Annotated in this window: 17 protein-coding genes; 11 read left to right on the top strand and 6 right to left on the bottom strand. The window is 61.4% G+C overall.

The window, feature by feature from the left end:
- Positions 1–11 precede the first annotated feature (11 nt).
- Both AC1DQR_RS05900 and AC1DQR_RS05895 read left to right on the top strand, forming a co-directional pair.
- On the top strand, positions 12–989 hold the full coding sequence (locus tag AC1DQR_RS05900; RefSeq protein WP_477132695.1) for a 2-hydroxyacid dehydrogenase: 978 nt from the start codon (positions 12–14) through the stop codon (positions 987–989).
- A gap of 44 nt (positions 990–1,033) precedes the next feature.
- Positions 1,034–1,849 carry a shikimate dehydrogenase family protein gene (locus AC1DQR_RS05895; RefSeq protein WP_477132694.1) on the top strand — a complete coding sequence of 272 codons (816 nt, stop codon included), beginning with the start codon at positions 1,034–1,036 and terminating at the stop codon, positions 1,847–1,849.
- Positions 1,850–1,893: 44 nt separating this feature from the next.
- On the opposite strand, the gene AC1DQR_RS05890 is transcribed toward AC1DQR_RS05895, so the two are convergent.
- Both AC1DQR_RS05890 and argH read right to left on the bottom strand, forming a co-directional pair.
- Positions 1,894–2,856, bottom strand: coding sequence for a Bug family tripartite tricarboxylate transporter substrate binding protein (locus AC1DQR_RS05890; protein ID WP_477132693.1), 963 nt, complete (start codon positions 2,854–2,856; stop codon positions 1,894–1,896).
- A gap of 31 nt (positions 2,857–2,887) precedes the next feature.
- On the bottom strand, positions 2,888–4,411 hold the full coding sequence (gene argH / locus AC1DQR_RS05885; protein ID WP_416048409.1) for an argininosuccinate lyase: 1,524 nt from the start codon (positions 4,409–4,411) through the stop codon (positions 2,888–2,890).
- 159 nt (positions 4,412–4,570) lie between these two features.
- On the opposite strand from argH, the gene AC1DQR_RS05880 reads away from it, so the two are divergent.
- The 8 genes from AC1DQR_RS05880 to AC1DQR_RS05845 all read left to right on the top strand — a co-directional run bounded on the left by AC1DQR_RS05880 (position 4,571) and on the right by AC1DQR_RS05845 (position 10,397).
- Positions 4,571–5,464 carry a LysR substrate-binding domain-containing protein gene (locus AC1DQR_RS05880; RefSeq protein WP_416048408.1) on the top strand — a complete coding sequence of 298 codons (894 nt, stop codon included), beginning with the start codon at positions 4,571–4,573 and terminating at the stop codon, positions 5,462–5,464.
- A 338-nt stretch (positions 5,465–5,802) separates the two neighbouring features.
- Positions 5,803–6,366 (top strand): methylated-DNA--[protein]-cysteine S-methyltransferase, encoded by a 564-nt coding sequence (locus AC1DQR_RS05875; protein WP_416048407.1) that lies wholly within the window; start codon positions 5,803–5,805, stop codon positions 6,364–6,366.
- Between the two features lie 26 nt (positions 6,367–6,392).
- Positions 6,393–7,085 (top strand): 2OG-Fe(II) oxygenase, encoded by a 693-nt coding sequence (locus tag AC1DQR_RS05870; protein WP_416048406.1) that lies wholly within the window; start codon positions 6,393–6,395, stop codon positions 7,083–7,085.
- Positions 7,086–7,087: 2 nt separating this feature from the next.
- Positions 7,088–7,552 carry a methylated-DNA--[protein]-cysteine S-methyltransferase gene (locus AC1DQR_RS05865; RefSeq protein ID WP_416048405.1) on the top strand — a complete coding sequence of 155 codons (465 nt, stop codon included), beginning with the start codon at positions 7,088–7,090 and terminating at the stop codon, positions 7,550–7,552.
- A 2-nt stretch (positions 7,553–7,554) separates the two neighbouring features.
- Positions 7,555–8,199 carry a DNA-3-methyladenine glycosylase family protein gene (locus tag AC1DQR_RS05860; protein ID WP_477132692.1) on the top strand — a complete coding sequence of 215 codons (645 nt, stop codon included), beginning with the start codon at positions 7,555–7,557 and terminating at the stop codon, positions 8,197–8,199.
- An 86-nt stretch (positions 8,200–8,285) separates the two neighbouring features.
- The gene (ada, locus tag AC1DQR_RS05855) at positions 8,286–9,350 is read left to right on the top strand and encodes a bifunctional DNA-binding transcriptional regulator/O6-methylguanine-DNA methyltransferase Ada (protein ID WP_416048403.1); all 1,065 of its coding nucleotides are present in this window, start codon (positions 8,286–8,288) and stop codon (positions 9,348–9,350) included.
- A 12-nt stretch (positions 9,351–9,362) separates the two neighbouring features.
- Positions 9,363–10,070, top strand: a complete 708-nt coding sequence (locus tag AC1DQR_RS05850) for a 2OG-Fe(II) oxygenase (RefSeq protein ID WP_416048402.1) — start codon at positions 9,363–9,365, stop codon at positions 10,068–10,070.
- Between the two features lie 21 nt (positions 10,071–10,091).
- Positions 10,092–10,397 carry a metal-binding protein gene (locus tag AC1DQR_RS05845; protein ID WP_477132691.1) on the top strand — a complete coding sequence of 102 codons (306 nt, stop codon included), beginning with the start codon at positions 10,092–10,094 and terminating at the stop codon, positions 10,395–10,397.
- Between the two features lie 407 nt (positions 10,398–10,804).
- Here the strand turns inward: AC1DQR_RS05845 and AC1DQR_RS05840 are convergent, their stop codons facing one another.
- From AC1DQR_RS05840 to kbl, 3 genes are all read right to left on the bottom strand, one after another.
- Positions 10,805–12,223 (bottom strand): amino acid permease, encoded by a 1,419-nt coding sequence (locus tag AC1DQR_RS05840; RefSeq protein ID WP_416048400.1) that lies wholly within the window; start codon positions 12,221–12,223, stop codon positions 10,805–10,807.
- Positions 12,224–12,697: 474 nt separating this feature from the next.
- On the bottom strand, positions 12,698–13,672 hold the full coding sequence (locus AC1DQR_RS05835) for an NAD-dependent epimerase/dehydratase family protein (RefSeq protein WP_477132690.1): 975 nt from the start codon (positions 13,670–13,672) through the stop codon (positions 12,698–12,700).
- Positions 13,669–14,871: a glycine C-acetyltransferase gene (gene kbl, locus AC1DQR_RS05830; protein ID WP_477132689.1), complete on the bottom strand. Its 1,203-nt coding sequence runs from the start codon at positions 14,869–14,871 to the stop codon at positions 13,669–13,671. Before kbl ends, AC1DQR_RS05835 begins: the two co-directional genes overlap by 4 nt.
- Before the next feature lie 88 nt (positions 14,872–14,959).
- On the opposite strand from kbl, the gene AC1DQR_RS05825 reads away from it, so the two are divergent.
- Complete coding sequence (locus AC1DQR_RS05825; RefSeq protein WP_477132688.1) at positions 14,960–15,556, top strand: helix-turn-helix domain-containing protein; 597 nt, start codon at positions 14,960–14,962, stop codon at positions 15,554–15,556.
- 120 nt (positions 15,557–15,676) lie between these two features.
- Here the strand turns inward: AC1DQR_RS05825 and AC1DQR_RS05820 are convergent, their stop codons facing one another.
- Positions 15,677–16,519 carry a response regulator transcription factor gene (locus tag AC1DQR_RS05820; protein WP_477132687.1) on the bottom strand — a complete coding sequence of 281 codons (843 nt, stop codon included), beginning with the start codon at positions 16,517–16,519 and terminating at the stop codon, positions 15,677–15,679.
- Positions 16,520–17,046 lie beyond the last annotated feature (527 nt).

Genomic DNA, 17,046 nt, shown 5'->3' with positions numbered 1-17,046 from the left:
AAGGATTTGCGATGCGCAAGAATGTACTGGTGTTCCGTCCCATTCCGCCCGACCTGCTCGTCCGGATCGAATCGGAGCATGACGTGATCGTCGCCGACCCGCGCCAGCCGGCGCAACGGCCGGCCTTTCGCGCCGCGCTGGCAAACGCGCACGGCCTGATCGGCTCCAGCGTCAAGCTAGGCGCGGCCGAACTGGCAGAAGCCGGCCAGCTGGAAGTGATCTCGAGCATTTCGGTGGGGGTCGACAACTATGACCTCGCCTGCCTGCGCCGGCGTGGCATTGCGCTCTGCCATACGCCCGGCGTACTCACCGAAACCACCGCCGATACCGTCTTCGCACTCATCATGGCGGCCAGCCGCCGCCTGGTCGAGCTCGCCGCCCATGTGCGCGAAGGCCGCTGGGCCGCCAATATCGGTGAAAGCCTGTTCGGCTGGGACGTGCACGGCAAGACGCTGGCGATCCTCGGTTTCGGGCGTATCGGGCAGGCGGTGGCGCGCCGCGCGGCGCTTGGCTTCGGCATGGAGGTGCTTTACGTCAACGAGACTGCCGCCGAACCGCCTGATCTCGTGGGGCGCGCCACCCGCACGGAACTCGATGACGCCTTGCGGCGCGCCGATATCGTCGCCGTCACGCTGCCACTGACCGAGAGCACGCGCGGCTTGATGGGGCAGCGCGAGTTCGCACTGATGAAACCGGGCGCCATCTTTGTCAACGGCGCCCGCGGCCAGATCGTGCAGGAAGACGCGCTGCTCGCGGCGCTCGACAGCGGCCACCTGCGCGCGGCCGGGCTCGACGTCTTTGCCACCGAACCGCTGCCGCAGGACTCGCCGCTGCGCTGCCATCCGCGGGTGACGGCCCTGCCCCACATCGGCTCAGCCACGCATGAAACCCGCCGCGCCATGGCGGAACTGGCCACGCGCAATCTGCTGGACGCGCTGGCCGGCCGGCCACCCGCCGCGCGCTTCGACCTGACAGCCATGGCCGCTTAGGCCTGCCGGACCGCCACCCGATTTCCCTGCAAGGACCATCCGCAATGCCCCGTTCCATTCCCACGCTGTGCGGCTCGATCATGGGCGAGCCTTTCACCTTCAATGTGCGCATCCACAATGCTGCCTATCGGGCGCTGGAGATCGACTACACCTTCGTCTGCTTCGGCGTGCAGGACGTGCCCGGCGCCGTGCAATCGATCCGGGCGCTGGGCGTGCGTGGCATGAATGTATCGATGCCGCACAAGCAGGCCGTGATCCCTCACCTCGATCACCTCGACGAGCCCGCGCGCGCCATCGGCGCGGTCAATACGATCAACAATGTCGATGGCGTGCTGACCGGCTACAACACCGATTGCATCGGCGCCGTACGCGCCTTCCAGGAGGTGACCGAGCTGCCGGGCAAGCGCATCGCGCTGCTGGGCGCCGGAGGCGCGGCGCGTGCCATGGCCTATGGATTGCGCGAGGCCGGCGCCGCCGTGACCGTATTCAACCGCACCGCGGCGCGCGGCGAAGAACTGGCCGCCTCGCTTGGCCTGCGCTTTGGCGGCGCGTTGTCCGATTTCCGGGCGGCAGACTTCGACATGCTCGCCAACGCGACGGCCGCCGGCTTTCGCGCACCCGATGTCAACCCCGTGGCCGGGCAGCTCGCCGCCCACCTGATCGTCATGGATGCTGCCTTTATCCCGGTCAGGAGCAAGCTGATCCGCGATGCCGCCGCGCTTGGCTGCCGCACCATCGACGGCACGCGCATGATGCTGCACCAGGCTTGCGCCCAGGTCGAGTTCTACACCGGCTGCGCGCGCGCGCCGCTCGAAGCGATGGAGGCGGCACTGCTGGAGGAGATCGCACGCCTGTCCTAGCCGCCCACCGCCCACAGCTTGCCTCTGACCCTCGCTGTTACCGGCTAGTCAATCTGGACCTTCGCATGCTGAATGACTTCAGTCCAACGCTTGGTGTCTTCGTTGATCAGCTTCTGGAGGTCGGCAGCCGTGCCTGGCAAGGGGCGTGCGCCCTGAGCCGCCAATTGCTGGATCGTGGACTTGTCGTTCGCAATCGAGATCACGGTATCCTGGAGTTTCTTGATCACCTGCGGACTCGTATTAGCCGGAGCCATCAGGGCAGACCACGATTCTGTGTTCGCATCCTTGATACCCAACTCGTCGAACGTCGGAATGTCAGGAATCGCCGGGCTTCGCTCCTTGCTCGCGATGGCTAGCACGCGAACCTTGCCCGGCTTTATGTAGGGTTGCACCGTTGGCAGATTGACAAAGAGCACCTGTACCTGACCCGCCAGGAGATCCGCAGTAGCAGGGCCAGCACCTTTGTAGGGAACATGGGTGAACGTCGTGCCGGTCCTGAGCATGAACAGTTCACCGACCATGTGGTTTGCCGACCCCATCCCGGCCGATCCCATGTTCAGCTTTCCGGGATTTGCCTTGGCATACCGCAGCAATTCGGCCATATTCCTGGCAGGGGTGTTTTCTGACACCACCAGCACATTCGGGACGGTAGCAAATAGCGCGACCGGCTTGAAATCTCTTGACGGCGAGAAAGGCAGGTTCTTGGATAGCAGTGGCTGAATCACTTGATTCGCCGGCGTCGCGTACAAGAGCGTATAGCCATCGGATTTCGCGCGCGCAACGTAGGCGGCTCCGATGTTCCCTCCGGCCCCGGCCCTGTTGTCAACAACAACCGGCTGCCCCAACACTTCTGACATCCGTGTGGCAAGAAGGCGCGCTGTGAGATTGACGGTGCCGCCGGGCGCGAACGGCACTACGAGATTGATTGGCTTGTCCGGGTAGGTTTCAGCGTTTGCTGCCGAAACGACACCCATGGCAAAGGCGAGAACTACGACGAACTTGGACATCGCTCGATTCCTCGGTGAATAGGCGTAGGAACTACGCGCCTTGGTCGGACTCAGGGGAAACGAGCGCGCGGGTACGTCGTTCCAACAACGTTTGTGCTTCGACGAGCCGGTGACCAACCGCATCGATTGCATCTGTCTTCTCTTTGAGTGAGCGCTTTTGCTCGCCAATGCGCTGGAGGACGCCATCCGGAGCCGGCGCGCCATACGACCGGCGCGCGGCAACGTTGCGAACCGGATCCAGGCACTCGCCGATATCGTCTTCCGATAGTGAGGCCCTGCGCCCCACCTGTTCGAGCGCTGCGGCATCGATCATTTCGGCAGTAATCCCCGTGGCAGGGATTCCTTGGTCAAGCGCTTGCCGAACGACAGCGCCGATGATGTGATGCGCGTCCCGGAACGAGAGGTCGGCTTTTCGTACCAGCAGGTCAGCCAGATCCGTGACAGCCGAGAAGTCCTGCGCAGCACGGTCTGCCATGCGCAGCCGATTTGGCTCAACGCGCTCCACAAGCAGTTTCATCAGTTCGAGAGCCTTTACGGCTTCCTCGCAGCTCTCCCAGCACGTCCTCGTGCTTTCCCGGCTACTGTCGCCCGAGTGCGAAAAATGGGTGGACTTGACTGTTGTCAGTGCGGCCGACGTCAGTCCGATCAGATGGGATGTCTTCCCCCGCAGATACTCCAGGACGACCGGATTCTTCTTTTGCGGCATGATGCTGGACGTGCCGGCAATGCTGTCGGGGAACGACAGGAATCCGAACTCCGGCGTCGACCAGATGTAGAAATCCTGCACCATCCGGCTGCAAGTGATCATCATGATCGAGAGCACCGCGCTCAGTTCCAATGCGAAGTCGCGTGATGCAACCCCGTCCAGCGAGTTCGCCATGGGTCGGGAGAAGCCCAGCAGCGAACTGGTCGACGCCCGATCGATGGGGAACGAGGTGCCGGCCAAGGCACAGGCGCCAAGCGGGCAATTGTCTGTCGTTTCCAGGACGTGCATGAGGCGATCAATATCCCGGGACCAGGCATCGACCAGTCCCGACAGATAGTACCCATAGGTGATAGGCTGCGCAGCCTGCATGTGCGTGTATCCAGGCATCACATAGGTGGCGAACCTCTCCGCTTGCGCCGCCGCGGCGCGAGCGACATCGATCAATGCCCGACTGATGCGTAGAATGAAATCGCGGGCGCGAATACGATCGTTGGTGGCGCCCATATCGTTGCGGCTGCGTGCCGTATGCAAGCGACCACCGATGTCCTGACCTACCAGCCTGATCAGATGCGCTTCGTAGTTGAAATATGCATCTTCTCGTGCTGCGTCGAGCTCAACCGCTTCGGGGCCGTCCTCCTGCATCTTTATCAGAGCATTGGCCAGTTGAATCGACGTGTCCCTGTCGAGAATGCCTTGGTCGTTAAGCATCAACAGGTGAGAGAAATTGATTTGAGTCAGAATCGCGAAATTTTTCGCGAAGAACTCCCTGGTCGTGCGGGGCTGGAAAATGTAATCAATAACCTCTTTCGCGGGAGGTTGTTTGAGTCGACGGCTAACTTTCGATTCCATGATGGCAGCACTCTGTTAATAGGATGCGACCAGTTTGGAATGAGGCGGACCATGCGTCAAATCAGCGTTTCACTGCTATTCATACAAAATTGATATGATAGGATCCGGTGCGCACGGCCGGAGCGGGTGGGCCAAAATGTGTGCTTTTGAGGACCTCACATGAACTTCAAGCAAGTCGAGGCGTTCAGGGCCGTGATGAAGACGCGTTCGATGACCACGGCAGCCGGACTCCTCCACACCTCTCAGCCGAATGTCAGTAGATGGATCTCGCTCCTGGAGCAGACGGTTGGGTTCACACTATTCCAACGAATCGGGACGCGGCTGATCCCGACGGCGGAAGCGGAGGCGTTTTATGCCGACGTGGAACGCGCATTTCTCGGCCTGGAGTCTCTGGGGGAAAGCGCGGATTCGATTCGCCGCCGAGGGACCGGCTTGCTCCGCGTGGGCGCGGTAGGCTCGATTGCACACTGCGTGTTGCCGGACGCCCTTCAGATTTTCAGGGGTATGTTTCCAGACATACCGATTGTGGTTAATCTGGGGCGGTCCGATGTCGTCGCAAAATGGACGGCGACTGGTTTTTGTGATGTTGGATTCTGCTCTATTATCACTGATTTGCCGAGCCTGGATTTTGAACTGATCAATACTGCTCGGGGTGTGGTGATTGTCAATAGTTCACATAGGCTGGCCGCGCATGATGTCGTGTATCCAAGCGATTTTGAAAATGAACACTTCATATCGCTGCCCATGGGTAGCCCAAACCGAAACCAGATAGATCGTCATTTTCCCAATGACCTCAGGCATCTCTCTATCGAGACGCCATACGCCTCGACAATTTGCACGATGGTTAGCAAAGGCCTTGGCTCGTCTATCGTAAGCCCGATAGATTCCCGAGCGCTTCGAATGCAAAATGTTGCCGAGATCCCTTTTTCTGAAGTGGTTCCGTTCAATAGCTACGCCGTGACATCGGACCATTTTCCAGTGGGATTCCTGGCTAATCAGCTAACAGACTGTGTGCGCCGTAGCTTCGAGGCCCTAAGACATTCAATAGATTGATTTTGGATCCGTGGTTTTCCAAAAGGCGGGCGCGCTGGCGTGCCGGCTTTCGTGCGATGGCCCCTGAACGGCAGATGATGGCCGCGACCATCATTTGGCTCTCCCGGTCTGGGCCCGATTCGATCTGGCTGCGGCGAGTCCCTAGTACCTGGAAGGCGTCCGAGGCCCTGCACTACATGCAGGACGCAGGATGTCTCACGCTCGGGCTCCAACTCATCGCCAGATACCCCGGCTGGTGAGTCGCGCCGCCAGAGAATTCAACCGCAAAGATCGGAGTTTCTCAGGGGGCGTGAATTTCTACACTTACGACACCCAAAAGCCGACGCGAGCGATGTGCCATGAGAGTTCGTTCTTTTCCCACGTTCAAGTACAACTTCCGTACCCCCGGAACCCGGGTAGAGGGCCCTATTCGATTCGCCGTCGGACAGACGTTGCAGGGTATGGTTCTCGTTGGACAAAGCCAGCGGGGCATCTGCGCCATCCTCCTGGGCAAGGATGCACCAGCCTTGCGTGATCAACTCGCAGAGGCATTCCCGAACATCGAATTGCGAGCCGACGAATCGGCATTTCCACGCGAACTCAATCAGGTCATTGCCTTCATCGAAAGGGGCCACTCCGAAGGCGGCGTGACCAATCTCGACATAGGTGGTACCACGTTCCAGCAAAGAGTCTGGCGGGTGCTGGTCGGCATTCCTTCCGGTCAAACGCGCAGCTATATGGAAGTAGCTCAGGATCTCGGCGGGCCGGCAGCCGTTCGCGCCGTGGCGGGTGCCTGCGCCGCAAACGTGTTGGCCATCGTCATTCCCTGCCATCGTGTGGTGCGCAGCGATGGCTCTGTGTCCGGCTATCGCTGGGGTGTCGAACGCAAGCTTGCCATGTTGGCCGAGGAGCGCGCGCAATGAGGGCCAATGCGGGGCGCGATAGCCCCATGGAGAGATTGACTTGCGACTGGATCGACATGGAGCGTTCGCTTGATGCCCATGGAAATGCCGTCCTGCCTGGCCTGCTGGCTGCGGAGCAATGCGATGAGCTCGCGGCACTGTACTCGAGGGAGGAAGGCTTTCGCGCTCGGATCGTCATGGCTCGCCACGGATTCGGGCGGGGTGAATACAAGTATTTCACATACCCATTGCCACCACTGCTCAATTGGCTGCGGCATGCGCTGTATCCCCAACTCGTGCCGATCGCCAATCGCTGGAACCGGCAGTTGGGAATCGACACGCGATACCCGGATGAGCTGGATGTATTCCTCGACCGATGCCACCAGGCCGGGCAGATGCGGCCGACGCCGCTAATCCTCCAGTATGGCGAAGGTGACTACAACTGCCTGCATCAGGATCTCTACGGCGAGCACGTTTTCCCGTTGCAGGTGGCAATTCTCTTGTCGGAACCTGGCAGGGACTTCGCCGGTGGCGAGTTCGTCATGACGGAGTTCTCGACCAAAGCGCAACGCGCCGATGTCGTCGCACTGCGCCAGGGCGATGCAGTGGTATTCACCGTCAATAAGCGRCCAGCGACGGGGTTGCGCGGCATCAAAAGAGTGGCGATGCGGCATGGCGTCAGCCGCATCCGCAGCGGCAAGCGGCATACGGTGGGGCTTATCTTCCACGATTCGAGGTGAACATGGAGTCGTTTGAACTCTTCGAGACAAGTGGCGAACGCCTGCGCTATGGCAGTGTCGAGCTGGTTGAAGTTCCGGCCCCATCCGAGATCGCCGAAGCCTTGGCCCGCTATTTTTCGGGTGAATTGCGCGCGCCGGATGCCCTGCGGACTGAGACCGCTGGCTCTCAGCTTCAGCGCCGGGTCTGGGCCGCGCTGCGCCGCATTCCGGCCGGCAGGACCACGACCTACGGCAAGCTGGCCAAGGAACTGGGCTTCGACGATCCGCGCGCGGCCGTCGACATCGGTGCAGCCAATGGCGCCAATCCGATCGCCATCATCGTACCGTGTCATCGGGTCATCGCCAGCAATGGCGACCTCAAGGGTGACGCACGGGGGGTGCCCCGTAAACGCTGGCTATTGGAACACGAGAGGGCGATCGCGCCAGAGCGTGCCGAACCACAGACTGCCATGTTGCCGGGGATCTGATCTTGGCCGATACCATTGCAGCCGACTTGTCTCCGCGCGCGTACGAACGGGCCTCTCAGTACTTGTCCGGTCTAGATGCAGACTGGGCGCGCCATATCGCCATCGTTGGCCCATGCCTACATGAGGCCAAACCTGCGCGCGAGCCCTACGAAGCCTTGGTGCGCGCCATCGCCTACCAGCAGTTGCACGCCAAGGCCGGCGATGCGATTCTTGCGCGACTGCTGGCCCTCTATCCGGAAGCCGCCTTCCCATCGCCGGCACAACTCCTGTCAACCGATCCCGAGACACAGCGCGCGTGCGGCTTCTCGGCCGCCAAGCTGGCCACCATACGTGGCATCGCGCAGGCCGCGGTGGACGGATTTGTGCCCAGTCTCGATGAAGCTCGGCGCCTTCCTGACGCCGCGCTGATCGAGCGCTTGGTCTGCCTGCGTGGCGTGGGGCGCTGGACCGTCGAAATGTTCCTGATCTACTCATTGGAGCGCTCAGACATCCTGCCGGTGGACGACTTCGGCGTGCGCGAGGGATACCGGCGCCTGAAGGGCTTGGAGGAGACGCCGACACCTCGGCAGATGCGCGAGATTGGCGGAGCCTGGAGTCCCTGGCGGACTGTCGCGGCCTGGTACCTGTGGCGACTGCCGCCCAAATGATGAAATTCATTCGCAAGAATCGGAGTTCTTGCGAATGAATTCCTGCCTATCCTGTCTCTGTGATTGACAATTCCAGGACTGTCGCCATGAATACGACCAATGTTTACGACTCCGAGGATACCCGTTGGGAGGCTGTGCAGGCGCGGGATGTCGCGGCCGATGGGCACTTCGTCTACGCTGTGCGCACCACGGGCGTGTACTGTCAGCCTAGCTCTACGGCACGATTGCCCAAGCGCGAAAACGTGGAGTTCTTCGACTCGGCAAAAATTGCCGAAGCGGCGGGCTACCGCCCCAGCCGCCGCGCGCGTGGCGACCAGACCAGCGCTGCAGTCGAGCGCGCCGCGCTGGTGGAGCGTGCCTGTCGCCTGATCGAGGCGTCAGAGACACCGCCCCAGCTCGACGACCTGGCGGCCGAAATCGGCATGAGCCCGTTCCACTTCCATCGCCTGTTCAAGGCCGAAACGGGCCTCACCCCCAAGGCCTACAGCTCGGCCGATCGTGCCCGCAAGTTGAGGGAGGAGTTGAGCACACCCAACACTTCGGTCACCAACGCGATTTATGGCGCCGGCTTCAACTCCAATAGCCGGTTCTACGAAGCCTCCGACCATCTGCTGGGCATGCGGGCGCGAGACTACCTGGCAGGCGGCACCGGGGCGGTCATTCGATTCGCGGTGGGGCAGTGCTCGCTAGGTGCCATTCTGGTGGCGCAGAGCCAGCGCGGCATTTGTGCCATTCTGTTGGGTGATGACCCGGATGCGCTGGTGCGTGACCTGCAGGACCAGTTCCGCAAGGCGCAGCTTATCGGCGGCGATGCTGAGTTCGAGCATTTGATCGCCCAGGTGGTGGGATTCATCGAGGCACCGGCTATCGGTCTGCACCTGCCGTTGGACGTACAGGGCACGGCCTTCCAGGAGCGCGTCTGGCGGGTTCTGCGCGAGATTCCGCCGGGCACGACTGTGAGCTACGCGGAGATCGCCGAGCGCATCGGCGCTCCCAAGGCCGTGCGTGCCGTAGCGCAGGCCTGTGCTGCGAACCACATTGCCGTGGCCATTCCATGCCACCGCGTGGTGCGGCGCGATGGCGATATCGCCGGCTACCGCTGGGGCGTGGATCGCAAGCGCGAATTGCTCCAACGCGAGGCTCAAACCTGAAAGGATGCTGCCATGACGCAATTCTCCGATGCGCTCGATCAACTGGATTGGCTTGCCATATACGGCCACCTGGATGCGGACGGCTACGCCGTGATCCCGGGGCTGCTTGCTGCCGATCGGGCGCGCGAGCTGGCGCGGCGGACCGATTTCGACGGAAAGACTCGCAGAATGCCCTTGGTGACCACCGAACTCGGGCAAGGTGATCTGTTCTACTTCGATCAGAACTTACCAGACCCGTGGCAGTCGCTGCACGAAGCGTTTTATCCCAAGCTCGCGGCAATTGCCAACTCGTGGAACGAGCGACTGGACATAAGTTACCGCTATCCAGAGGAATTGTCGGCGTTCCTCCAGCAATGCAGCGCCGCGGGACAGAAGCGCGGCCAGTCTTACTTGAGCCGGCTGAGTGCCGGAGACTACGTCGCGTTGCACCAACGCAGTGATGCAGAGCACGTATTCCCGATGCAAGTCGTTGCCTTGCTTACGACACCGGGCGACGACTTCCTCGGAGGGGAGTTTGTCATGACGGAGCAGCGCCCACGCATGCAATCACGGCCGCTGGTCGTTCCGCTCAAACTTGGCGATGTGGCCATTATCACGACAGCTCAGCGCCCGATCAAAGGCACGCGTGGCGACTATCGGGTCAACCTCAAGCACGCGATCAGTCGCGTCCGGCAGGGTGAACGAATTGGCGTGGAACTCACGTTCCATCATTTTGTGTGAGCCTAAATGGTGGATCGGACCATGACCGAATCGAGAACCTGGACGCTGATCGGACGGGACGGCAAGCCCTATGAGAGTTCGGTGCCGGGCACACTTGGTGGCCATCGAGGCGGGCGGATCTACGGCAGATTTGATTGCCGAGCGGCCCTGCAGTCCATCGCCCGCGGGGGCTATATCAAACAGCGTGTCTTCTTTCGCGACGAGTCGATCGCTATCGCCGCCTGCTTCCGGCCGTGTGCGGTTTGCATGCCTGATCGATACGCTGCCTGGAAGAGGACGCAAGCCACTGGAAGCCGCCCTACTTCACGAAATCGAGTGCAGTCATGACCGCTGAAACGCTATTCAACGCAGCCTTGCAGAAGGCCTCGGAAAAAGAACGCTTGATACCGCAGCCCCTGGCCGACAAGCTTGAGATGGTTGACTGGCTCGCATTGCTGACTGTGTTGGCGCCGCACAGGGCAACCCGGCTGCCTTTGCCGTCGGCGTTAGAAACCAATTGGCATACGTCAGTCCGGCATTCGGGGCAGGAGTTCTCTGCCTGCCCATCCGTCGTGCATGTCTGGCCGGCGCAATCGGCTTCACGGAATTCACGACCTCAGGTGTCCGCGTATAGGTGCGGATCAGTCATTGATCAATCATGGGCCGACCGACCGAGATTGGCTGCAGATTCAACCTGCCGGGGTCCGGCGCGGCGCGCCGCCGCGTGGGAACACCGGCAGCGCGCGGGACCGTGATCAAGCCGACTTTCGGACATGCCCCTCAAGCGGCGCACGCGATTTGGTGAGCCGATAGCCGATGCCGAGCAGCGCGAACCACACAGGTGCCACGTAGAGCGCCACCCGGGTACCCGGATCGAGCGACAGCAGCGCCGCAACCGCGATCATGAAGGCGACCACCAGCCAGTTGGCATAAGGCGCGCCAGGCATGCGAAAGTCCACCGCCTTGACCCGGCCGGCGGCGATTGCCTTGCGATAGCCGAGGTGGGCAATCATGATGATCGACCAGGTCCACAGCGAACCGACCAGCGAAATGCTGGTGACCCAGACGAAGACCTGCTCCGGCACGATGTAGTTGAGCAGCACGCCGATGCCCATCAGCACGGCCGAGAACGTGATGGCGGTGGACGGCACATGCTTGCTGCTGACCCTGCCGAAGGCGCGCGGCGCCTGGCCAAACTGCGCCAGCGTGTACAGCATGCGCCCGGTGCTGAAGATGCCGCTGTTGCAAGATGAGGCTGCCGCCGTGATGACGACCAGATTGACGATCGCGGCCGCCCCCGGAATGCCGATCCTCTCGAACACGTAGACGAAGGGGCTGACGCCGGGCTTCAGCTCATTCCAGGGCACCAGCGCCATCATGACGATCAGCGCGCCAACGTAGAAGATCAGGATGCGCCAGACGACGCCGTTGGTCGCATGCGGCAACACCTTCTCGGGATTCTGCGCCTCCCCCGCGGTGACACCGATCAGTTCCACGCCCTGGTAGGCGAACATGACGATCTGCAAGGTCAGCACCACGCCGAGCGTCCCGAACGGCATGAAGCCGCCATGCGTCCACAGGTTCGAGAAGCTGGCCGTCGGGCCGAGCGGTGTCACACCGAAGAAGATGATCGCCAGCCCGATCACGATCATGGCGATGATGGTCACCACCTTGATCAGCGCGAACCAGAATTCCAGCTCACCGAATACCGCGACCGCGATGCAATTCACCAGGTACAGCACCGCCAGGGTGGCCAGCGCCGGTATCCACTGCGGCACGTCCGGGAACCAGTAGTGCACGTAGACTGCGACCGCGGTGATCTCGGCCATCCCGGTGACCACCCACATGAACCAGTACGACCAGCCGGTGGCGAAGCCGGCAAAGGGGCCGACAAATTCCTCGGCGTAGGTTGCAAAGGATCCGGTCACCGGGCGGTACAGCAGCAGCTCGCCCAGCGCGCGCATGATGAAGAAGATCGCCACGCCGCCGATGGCATAACTCAGCATCAGTCCCGGGCCGGCGATGGCGATCGCGCGCCCCGCTCCCAGAAACAGTCCGACACCGATGGCGCCGCCGATGGCGATCATCTGGATGTGCCGGTCCTTGAGCCCGCGATGGAGATCCTTCTCCTCGTGGGCCCGCTCTTCGTCGAGCCGTTTCCTTACGTCAGTCATATTGATCTCCTCTCAGACCCGCGAACGCTTGTCAGCACCCGCACGGCTCTCCCCCGTGAATTGGTTCCGGCGCGCAATGACCTTCCGGATACGGGTTGCCCGGCTTCGCGCCGGTAGTGCGCCAGCATGAACCCTCCGATGTCGAAGGCGGCCCTCGCGGCCGGAAAGTCGGATTGCTGGATTTGCAGCCGTGATCATGAGTTGTCTCCTCTGGTAATCGTTATTCGGATCGATGCGGCCGGCGCCTCGCGCCTTGTCTATCGCCCGCGCGGCATCGCGCATCGTCCTGATCGCCTTCATTCCCCGACAACGCACCCTAGCGTCCGAAATCGAGGCGATCTTCTATCACTGGGTCTCGACCCTGTCAATACGTTTCCCGCGCTACCGTGCAACGACCTTCGCGCAGCCTGCTGTCATGCCGCGAGGCTGGCCGGCGCCCGGGCTCCTGGCTTTACCTGCTGTGCCAACCCGGTCTCAACTCACGCATTCCAAGGCGCTACCCTGGTTCAGCGTTGCCAGGTTTTTCAGCATATCGGCCACCATCTCCTTGAGGCCGAATTCAGGTCTCCAGTTCCAATCCCGCCTGGCTACCGAGTCGTCGATAGAGTCAGGCCATCCACCGGCAATTTCCTGACGGAAATCAGGCTCGTACCTGACATCGAACCCCGGGCAATGCCGCCGGATCTCGTTCGCAATATCGCCAGGCGTGAAGCTCAAGCCCGCAAGGTTGTAGCTTCCCCGCTCGGAGATGCTGGCGCCAGGCGCCTCCATCAGCTCGATGGTCGCGCGAACGGCGTCCGGCATGTACATCATTGGCAGGGCTTCATCTTTCTCCAGGAAGCAGGCATAGGGTTGCGCCCTGAGCGCCGAATGGAAGATATCGATTGCGTAGTCCGTGGTTCCGCCGCCTGGAGGCGTCTTGTAGGAAATCAATCCTGGATACCGCAGGCTCCGGACATCCACGCCATGGTTCTCAAAGTACCAACGGCACCACCCTTCGCCCGCCAGCTTGGAGATGCCGTAGACGGTCTTGGGCTCCATGATGGTGCTTTGGGGTGTGGCGTCCGGCGGCGTTGTCGGGCCGAATGCCGCAATCGAACTGGGCCAGAATACTTTGTCGAGCTTCTGGTGACGCGCCGCCTCCAGCACGTTCAGCAGGCCGTTCATGTTGAGTTGCCACGCCCATGTGGGCGACTTCTCTCCGGTTGCCGACAATGCGGCTGCCAAGTGATAGATCTGGGTGATCCCATGCCGCTCGATGACATCGCGGAGTTGCGCCCGATCGGTTACGTCGAGCATTGCATGCGTGAGGTGCGGGTGGCGGCCATGCGGCACCATGTCGCTCGTGACGATATTCTGCTTGCCATAGCGATCGGCCAGCGCCGACGCCAACTCTGTTCCCAATTGGCCGTTGGCGCCAATGATCAGAACCCTGGCTGGCTTTGTCATTGAATGATCCCCAGTTCTTTGCCTGCGATCTCGAACGCCTCCAACGCCTGGTCCAGCTCGGCGCTGCCGTGCAAGGCGCTGATCTGCACGCGGATGCGTGCCTGCCCCCTGGGGACCACGGGATAGAAGAAACCGATGACATAGACGCCCAGCTCCAGCAGACGCCGGGACAGCCGCTGCGCCATTTCCGCGTCGTACACCATGACGGGAATGATGGGGTGGTCGCCTAGCTTCACGTCGAAACCCAGCGTGCCGAGCTTGCTGCGGAAGTACCGCGCATTGCGCTCGAGCTTGTCTCGCAACGCGGTATCGGCTTCGAGCAGGTCGAGCACCTTGAGTGTCGCGCCCACGATGCACGGCGCCACCGTGTTCGAGAAAAGATAAGGCCGGGAGCGCTGGCGCAGCAACGCCACGACTTCTTTTCGCCCACTCGTAAAGCCGCCCGAGGCGCCCCCAAGCGCTTTGCCAAGCGTTCCGGTGATGATGTCGACCTTTCCGAAGATCCCACGGTGTTCGTGAGAGCCGCGGCCACGCGGCCCAAGGAAGCCGGTGGCATGGCACTCGTCAATCCCCAGGAGCGCCCCGAACTCGTCGCAGATCTCGCGGATCTCGTCGAGCCGGGCAATCGTGCCATCCATCGAGAATACGCCGTCGGTAAAGACGAGCTTGAAACGTGCGCCTGCGGCATCGGCCGCCTTCAACTGCTCGCGAAGATCCTCCAGGTCATTGTTCTTGTAGCGGAAACGCTTGGCTTTACAGAGCCGGATGCCATCGATGATCGACGCGTGGTTCAGTTCGTCGCTGATGACAGCGTCGTCCGGACCAAGGAGCGTCTCGAACAGGCCCCCGTTTGCATCGAACGCCGAGCCGTAGAGGATCGTGTCCTCGGTGCCGAGAAAGCTCGCGAGACGCGCCTCGAGCGACTTGTGYAGGTCTTGCGTACCACAAATGAACCGAACGGAGCTCAAGCCAAAACCACGTTCGGCGAGCGCGCGATGCGCAGCCTCCACGACCTCCGGATGGGACGAGAGGCCCAGGTAGTTGTTAGCGCACAGGTTGATGACTTCCTTCCCATCGGTAGTCCTGATAAGGCTGCCCTGGGGAGAGGCGATGACACGCTCGGTCTTGAACAGACCGGCTTGTTCAATGGACTCGAGCTCCTGGCGGATGGCTGCGTAGAATGCGTCTGTTGTCGGCACAGCGGTGCTCCTGTAAACTGAGAATGATCGATAAACCGAACGTGTTCTGTATATCGAACGTTCTGTTCACTTTACAGGATCTCATTTCATGGCACAAGTCCCCCCGGCCGAGGCGTTCGCAGAAGGCCCCCCCGTCATTGGAGCCAGGCTGCAATTGCTTCGCCAGGCACGCAAGCTCTCTCTCGACGAGCTTTCCCGGCGTGCTGGCGTATCCAAATCGATGCTTTCGCAGGTTGAGCGGAATCTCGCCAATCCCACGGTAGCGGTCTTGTGGCGATTGGCGAACGCCTTGGGGATTGGCCTGGCCGAGTTCCTTTCCGGTGGGCAGGCCGACAAGCCGACGCCAACCGTGACGGTCATTCCCGCTCACTCGATCCCGGTGATCAGAAGCCCGGATGGCAAATGCGAGTTGAAGATTCTCGGCCCGGTGGACCTTGCAAGCCGGGTGGAATGGTATGAGCTGTCGATCCATCCTGGTGGCGTACTCGCATCCGAGCCGCATGAGAGTGGCTCGAAAGAACATCTGTCCGTAATGAGCGGCTGCGTCACCGTTCAATCCGGCCCCAGTGAGAAGAAAGTCCGGCACGGCGAGTCCGCGCGCTATCCAGCGGATGTTCAGCATGTCATTTCGAATCCTGGAAAAACCATGGCCACGGCATTGCTGGTCGTTGAGTACGCCCAATGACAGCCGTTCATCGGAAGTCGACAGGATCACGCTAGCCACATGGATCAGTGCACCGACCTCGACGAAGAACTGCAGCGGTGAGCGTGATCGCGCCGGGGCTAGCACGGCCGGCACAGCGCACTACGCGCTCAACGGCTGCTCGGAGCCCTGCACCGAATGCCGGAATGCCTTTGGCGTGAGGCCGAACTGCTCGCGAAATGCGGTGGCAAAGTTTGCCGCGCTGGAGAAGCCGACTTGCGCGGCAATGTCGACGATCTTCAACGAGGTCTCCGCCAGCAGGCGCTTCGACAGGAGCAGTCGGCTCTCTCGCAGGTATTCGAATACGGTCTTGCCCAACTGCTCGCGGAAAGCGCGCGATAAGCGTTTTTCATGGGTGCCAAAGCGCCGCGCGAGCTCTGCCAGGTTCGGCGTGGCGGCAAGGCTATCGGTCAGATACTGCGCGACCGCCTGAACCAGCACCTGGTCCCCGCTGAGGGCTGAAGGCGGCAGCACGACCTCGTCCGCAGGGCGCCGCGCCGCCAGCGCAAGGTGAATCCTGATGCGCGCCGACACCTCTACCGGCTCGGACGACCTAAGGATATAGTCCACTCCACCGTTCTGCAGACCGTACAGGCGTTCCTCGATGCTGTTGGCGTCGGTCAGAAAGATAACGGGGATGTCCCTGGTCCGTGGATTCGCCTTGAGCAGGCGGCAGGCGGAGAAGCCGTCGAGGCCAGGCAGCCGCACGTCCAGCAGGATCAGGCTGGGCGAAAGCGCTTGTGCCCGGTGATAGCCCTGCGCGCCATCGAATGCCACGCTGACGCGATACTGCTCACTGCACAGCAGTTCGATCAATGGACGCAGCTCGTCGGGCCGGCTGTTGACGATCAGAAGATGGGCGCGGGCAACACCGGCGCCGGCGGTCTTGCCCTCCGTGCCATTTTCACTATGCGAGACAGATCCACGCGACGTATAAGCGGTCATATTGAGCCATAGGCGGAAATACCAGCCGGGTCATCTCGGCCTCACGTGCGATCACGCGATCCGGCGAGAGAGACGTTCCCACCACTACCTGTCTGCCGCCAGGCAGCGTGACGCCCAGCCGACGGAAAGTACATTGCCTGCGCGGGCACGAGCAGGATGCTGAAAGAATGCGATACGGCGTTCGGGCTGGCATGAACAGCACTGCCGTTCTTGCTCGCTGCGGATTCTCCATGCATTGGAGCGCTCTGCCGTGGACCGATGAGGTCCTGGAAAACGTCACGGACAGCCACGCCGGCGCATCGGGCGTCGCTCGCTGCCCTCGCCACCGTGCTCCTGATGGACACTCTGGATAAGCCAATGGCACGCTTTCTCCCGCGCAAGTCCATCACTGGATCGGGACGAGATGTTATCAGGGATATCAAATAAGACAAGCGGTCAGCCAAACAATATCGATAAATAAATATGCCAATCCTGTCGAGATCCCAAAGTCAAAATCACCTCTTCCAATCCATCAACTAACACTACCT

The sequence above is a fragment of the Cupriavidus sp. 05L411 genome, assembly GCF_056398045.1.
This window is presented reverse-complemented; position numbering and strand designations above follow the sequence as displayed.

Bases quoted from the DNA above. Each gene is read 5' to 3' on its own strand.
- AC1DQR_RS05900 (WP_477132695.1), top strand. From the start codon at position 12: ATGCGCAAGAATGTACTGGTGTTCCGTCCCATTCCGCCCGACCTGCTC.
- AC1DQR_RS05820 (WP_477132687.1), bottom strand. From the start codon at position 16,519: ATGACCGCTTATACGTCGCGTGGATCTGTCTCGCATAGTGAAAATGGC.
- AC1DQR_RS05840 (WP_416048400.1), bottom strand. From the start codon at position 12,223: ATGACTGACGTAAGGAAACGGCTCGACGAAGAGCGGGCCCACGAGGAG.
- AC1DQR_RS05825 (WP_477132688.1), top strand. From the start codon at position 14,960: ATGGCACAAGTCCCCCCGGCCGAGGCGTTCGCAGAAGGCCCCCCCGTC.
- AC1DQR_RS05875 (WP_416048407.1), top strand. From the start codon at position 5,803: ATGAGAGTTCGTTCTTTTCCCACGTTCAAGTACAACTTCCGTACCCCC.
- AC1DQR_RS05835 (WP_477132690.1), bottom strand. From the start codon at position 13,672: ATGACAAAGCCAGCCAGGGTTCTGATCATTGGCGCCAACGGCCAATTG.
- AC1DQR_RS05895 (WP_477132694.1), top strand. From the start codon at position 1,034: ATGCCCCGTTCCATTCCCACGCTGTGCGGCTCGATCATGGGCGAGCCT.
- AC1DQR_RS05865 (WP_416048405.1), top strand. From the start codon at position 7,088: ATGGAGTCGTTTGAACTCTTCGAGACAAGTGGCGAACGCCTGCGCTAT.
- ada (WP_416048403.1), top strand. From the start codon at position 8,286: ATGAATACGACCAATGTTTACGACTCCGAGGATACCCGTTGGGAGGCT.
- AC1DQR_RS05880 (WP_416048408.1), top strand. From the start codon at position 4,571: ATGAACTTCAAGCAAGTCGAGGCGTTCAGGGCCGTGATGAAGACGCGT.
- argH (WP_416048409.1), bottom strand. From the start codon at position 4,411: ATGGAATCGAAAGTTAGCCGTCGACTCAAACAACCTCCCGCGAAAGAG.
- AC1DQR_RS05850 (WP_416048402.1), top strand. From the start codon at position 9,363: ATGACGCAATTCTCCGATGCGCTCGATCAACTGGATTGGCTTGCCATA.
- AC1DQR_RS05890 (WP_477132693.1), bottom strand. From the start codon at position 2,856: ATGTCCAAGTTCGTCGTAGTTCTCGCCTTTGCCATGGGTGTCGTTTCG.
- AC1DQR_RS05845 (WP_477132691.1), top strand. From the start codon at position 10,092: ATGACCGAATCGAGAACCTGGACGCTGATCGGACGGGACGGCAAGCCC.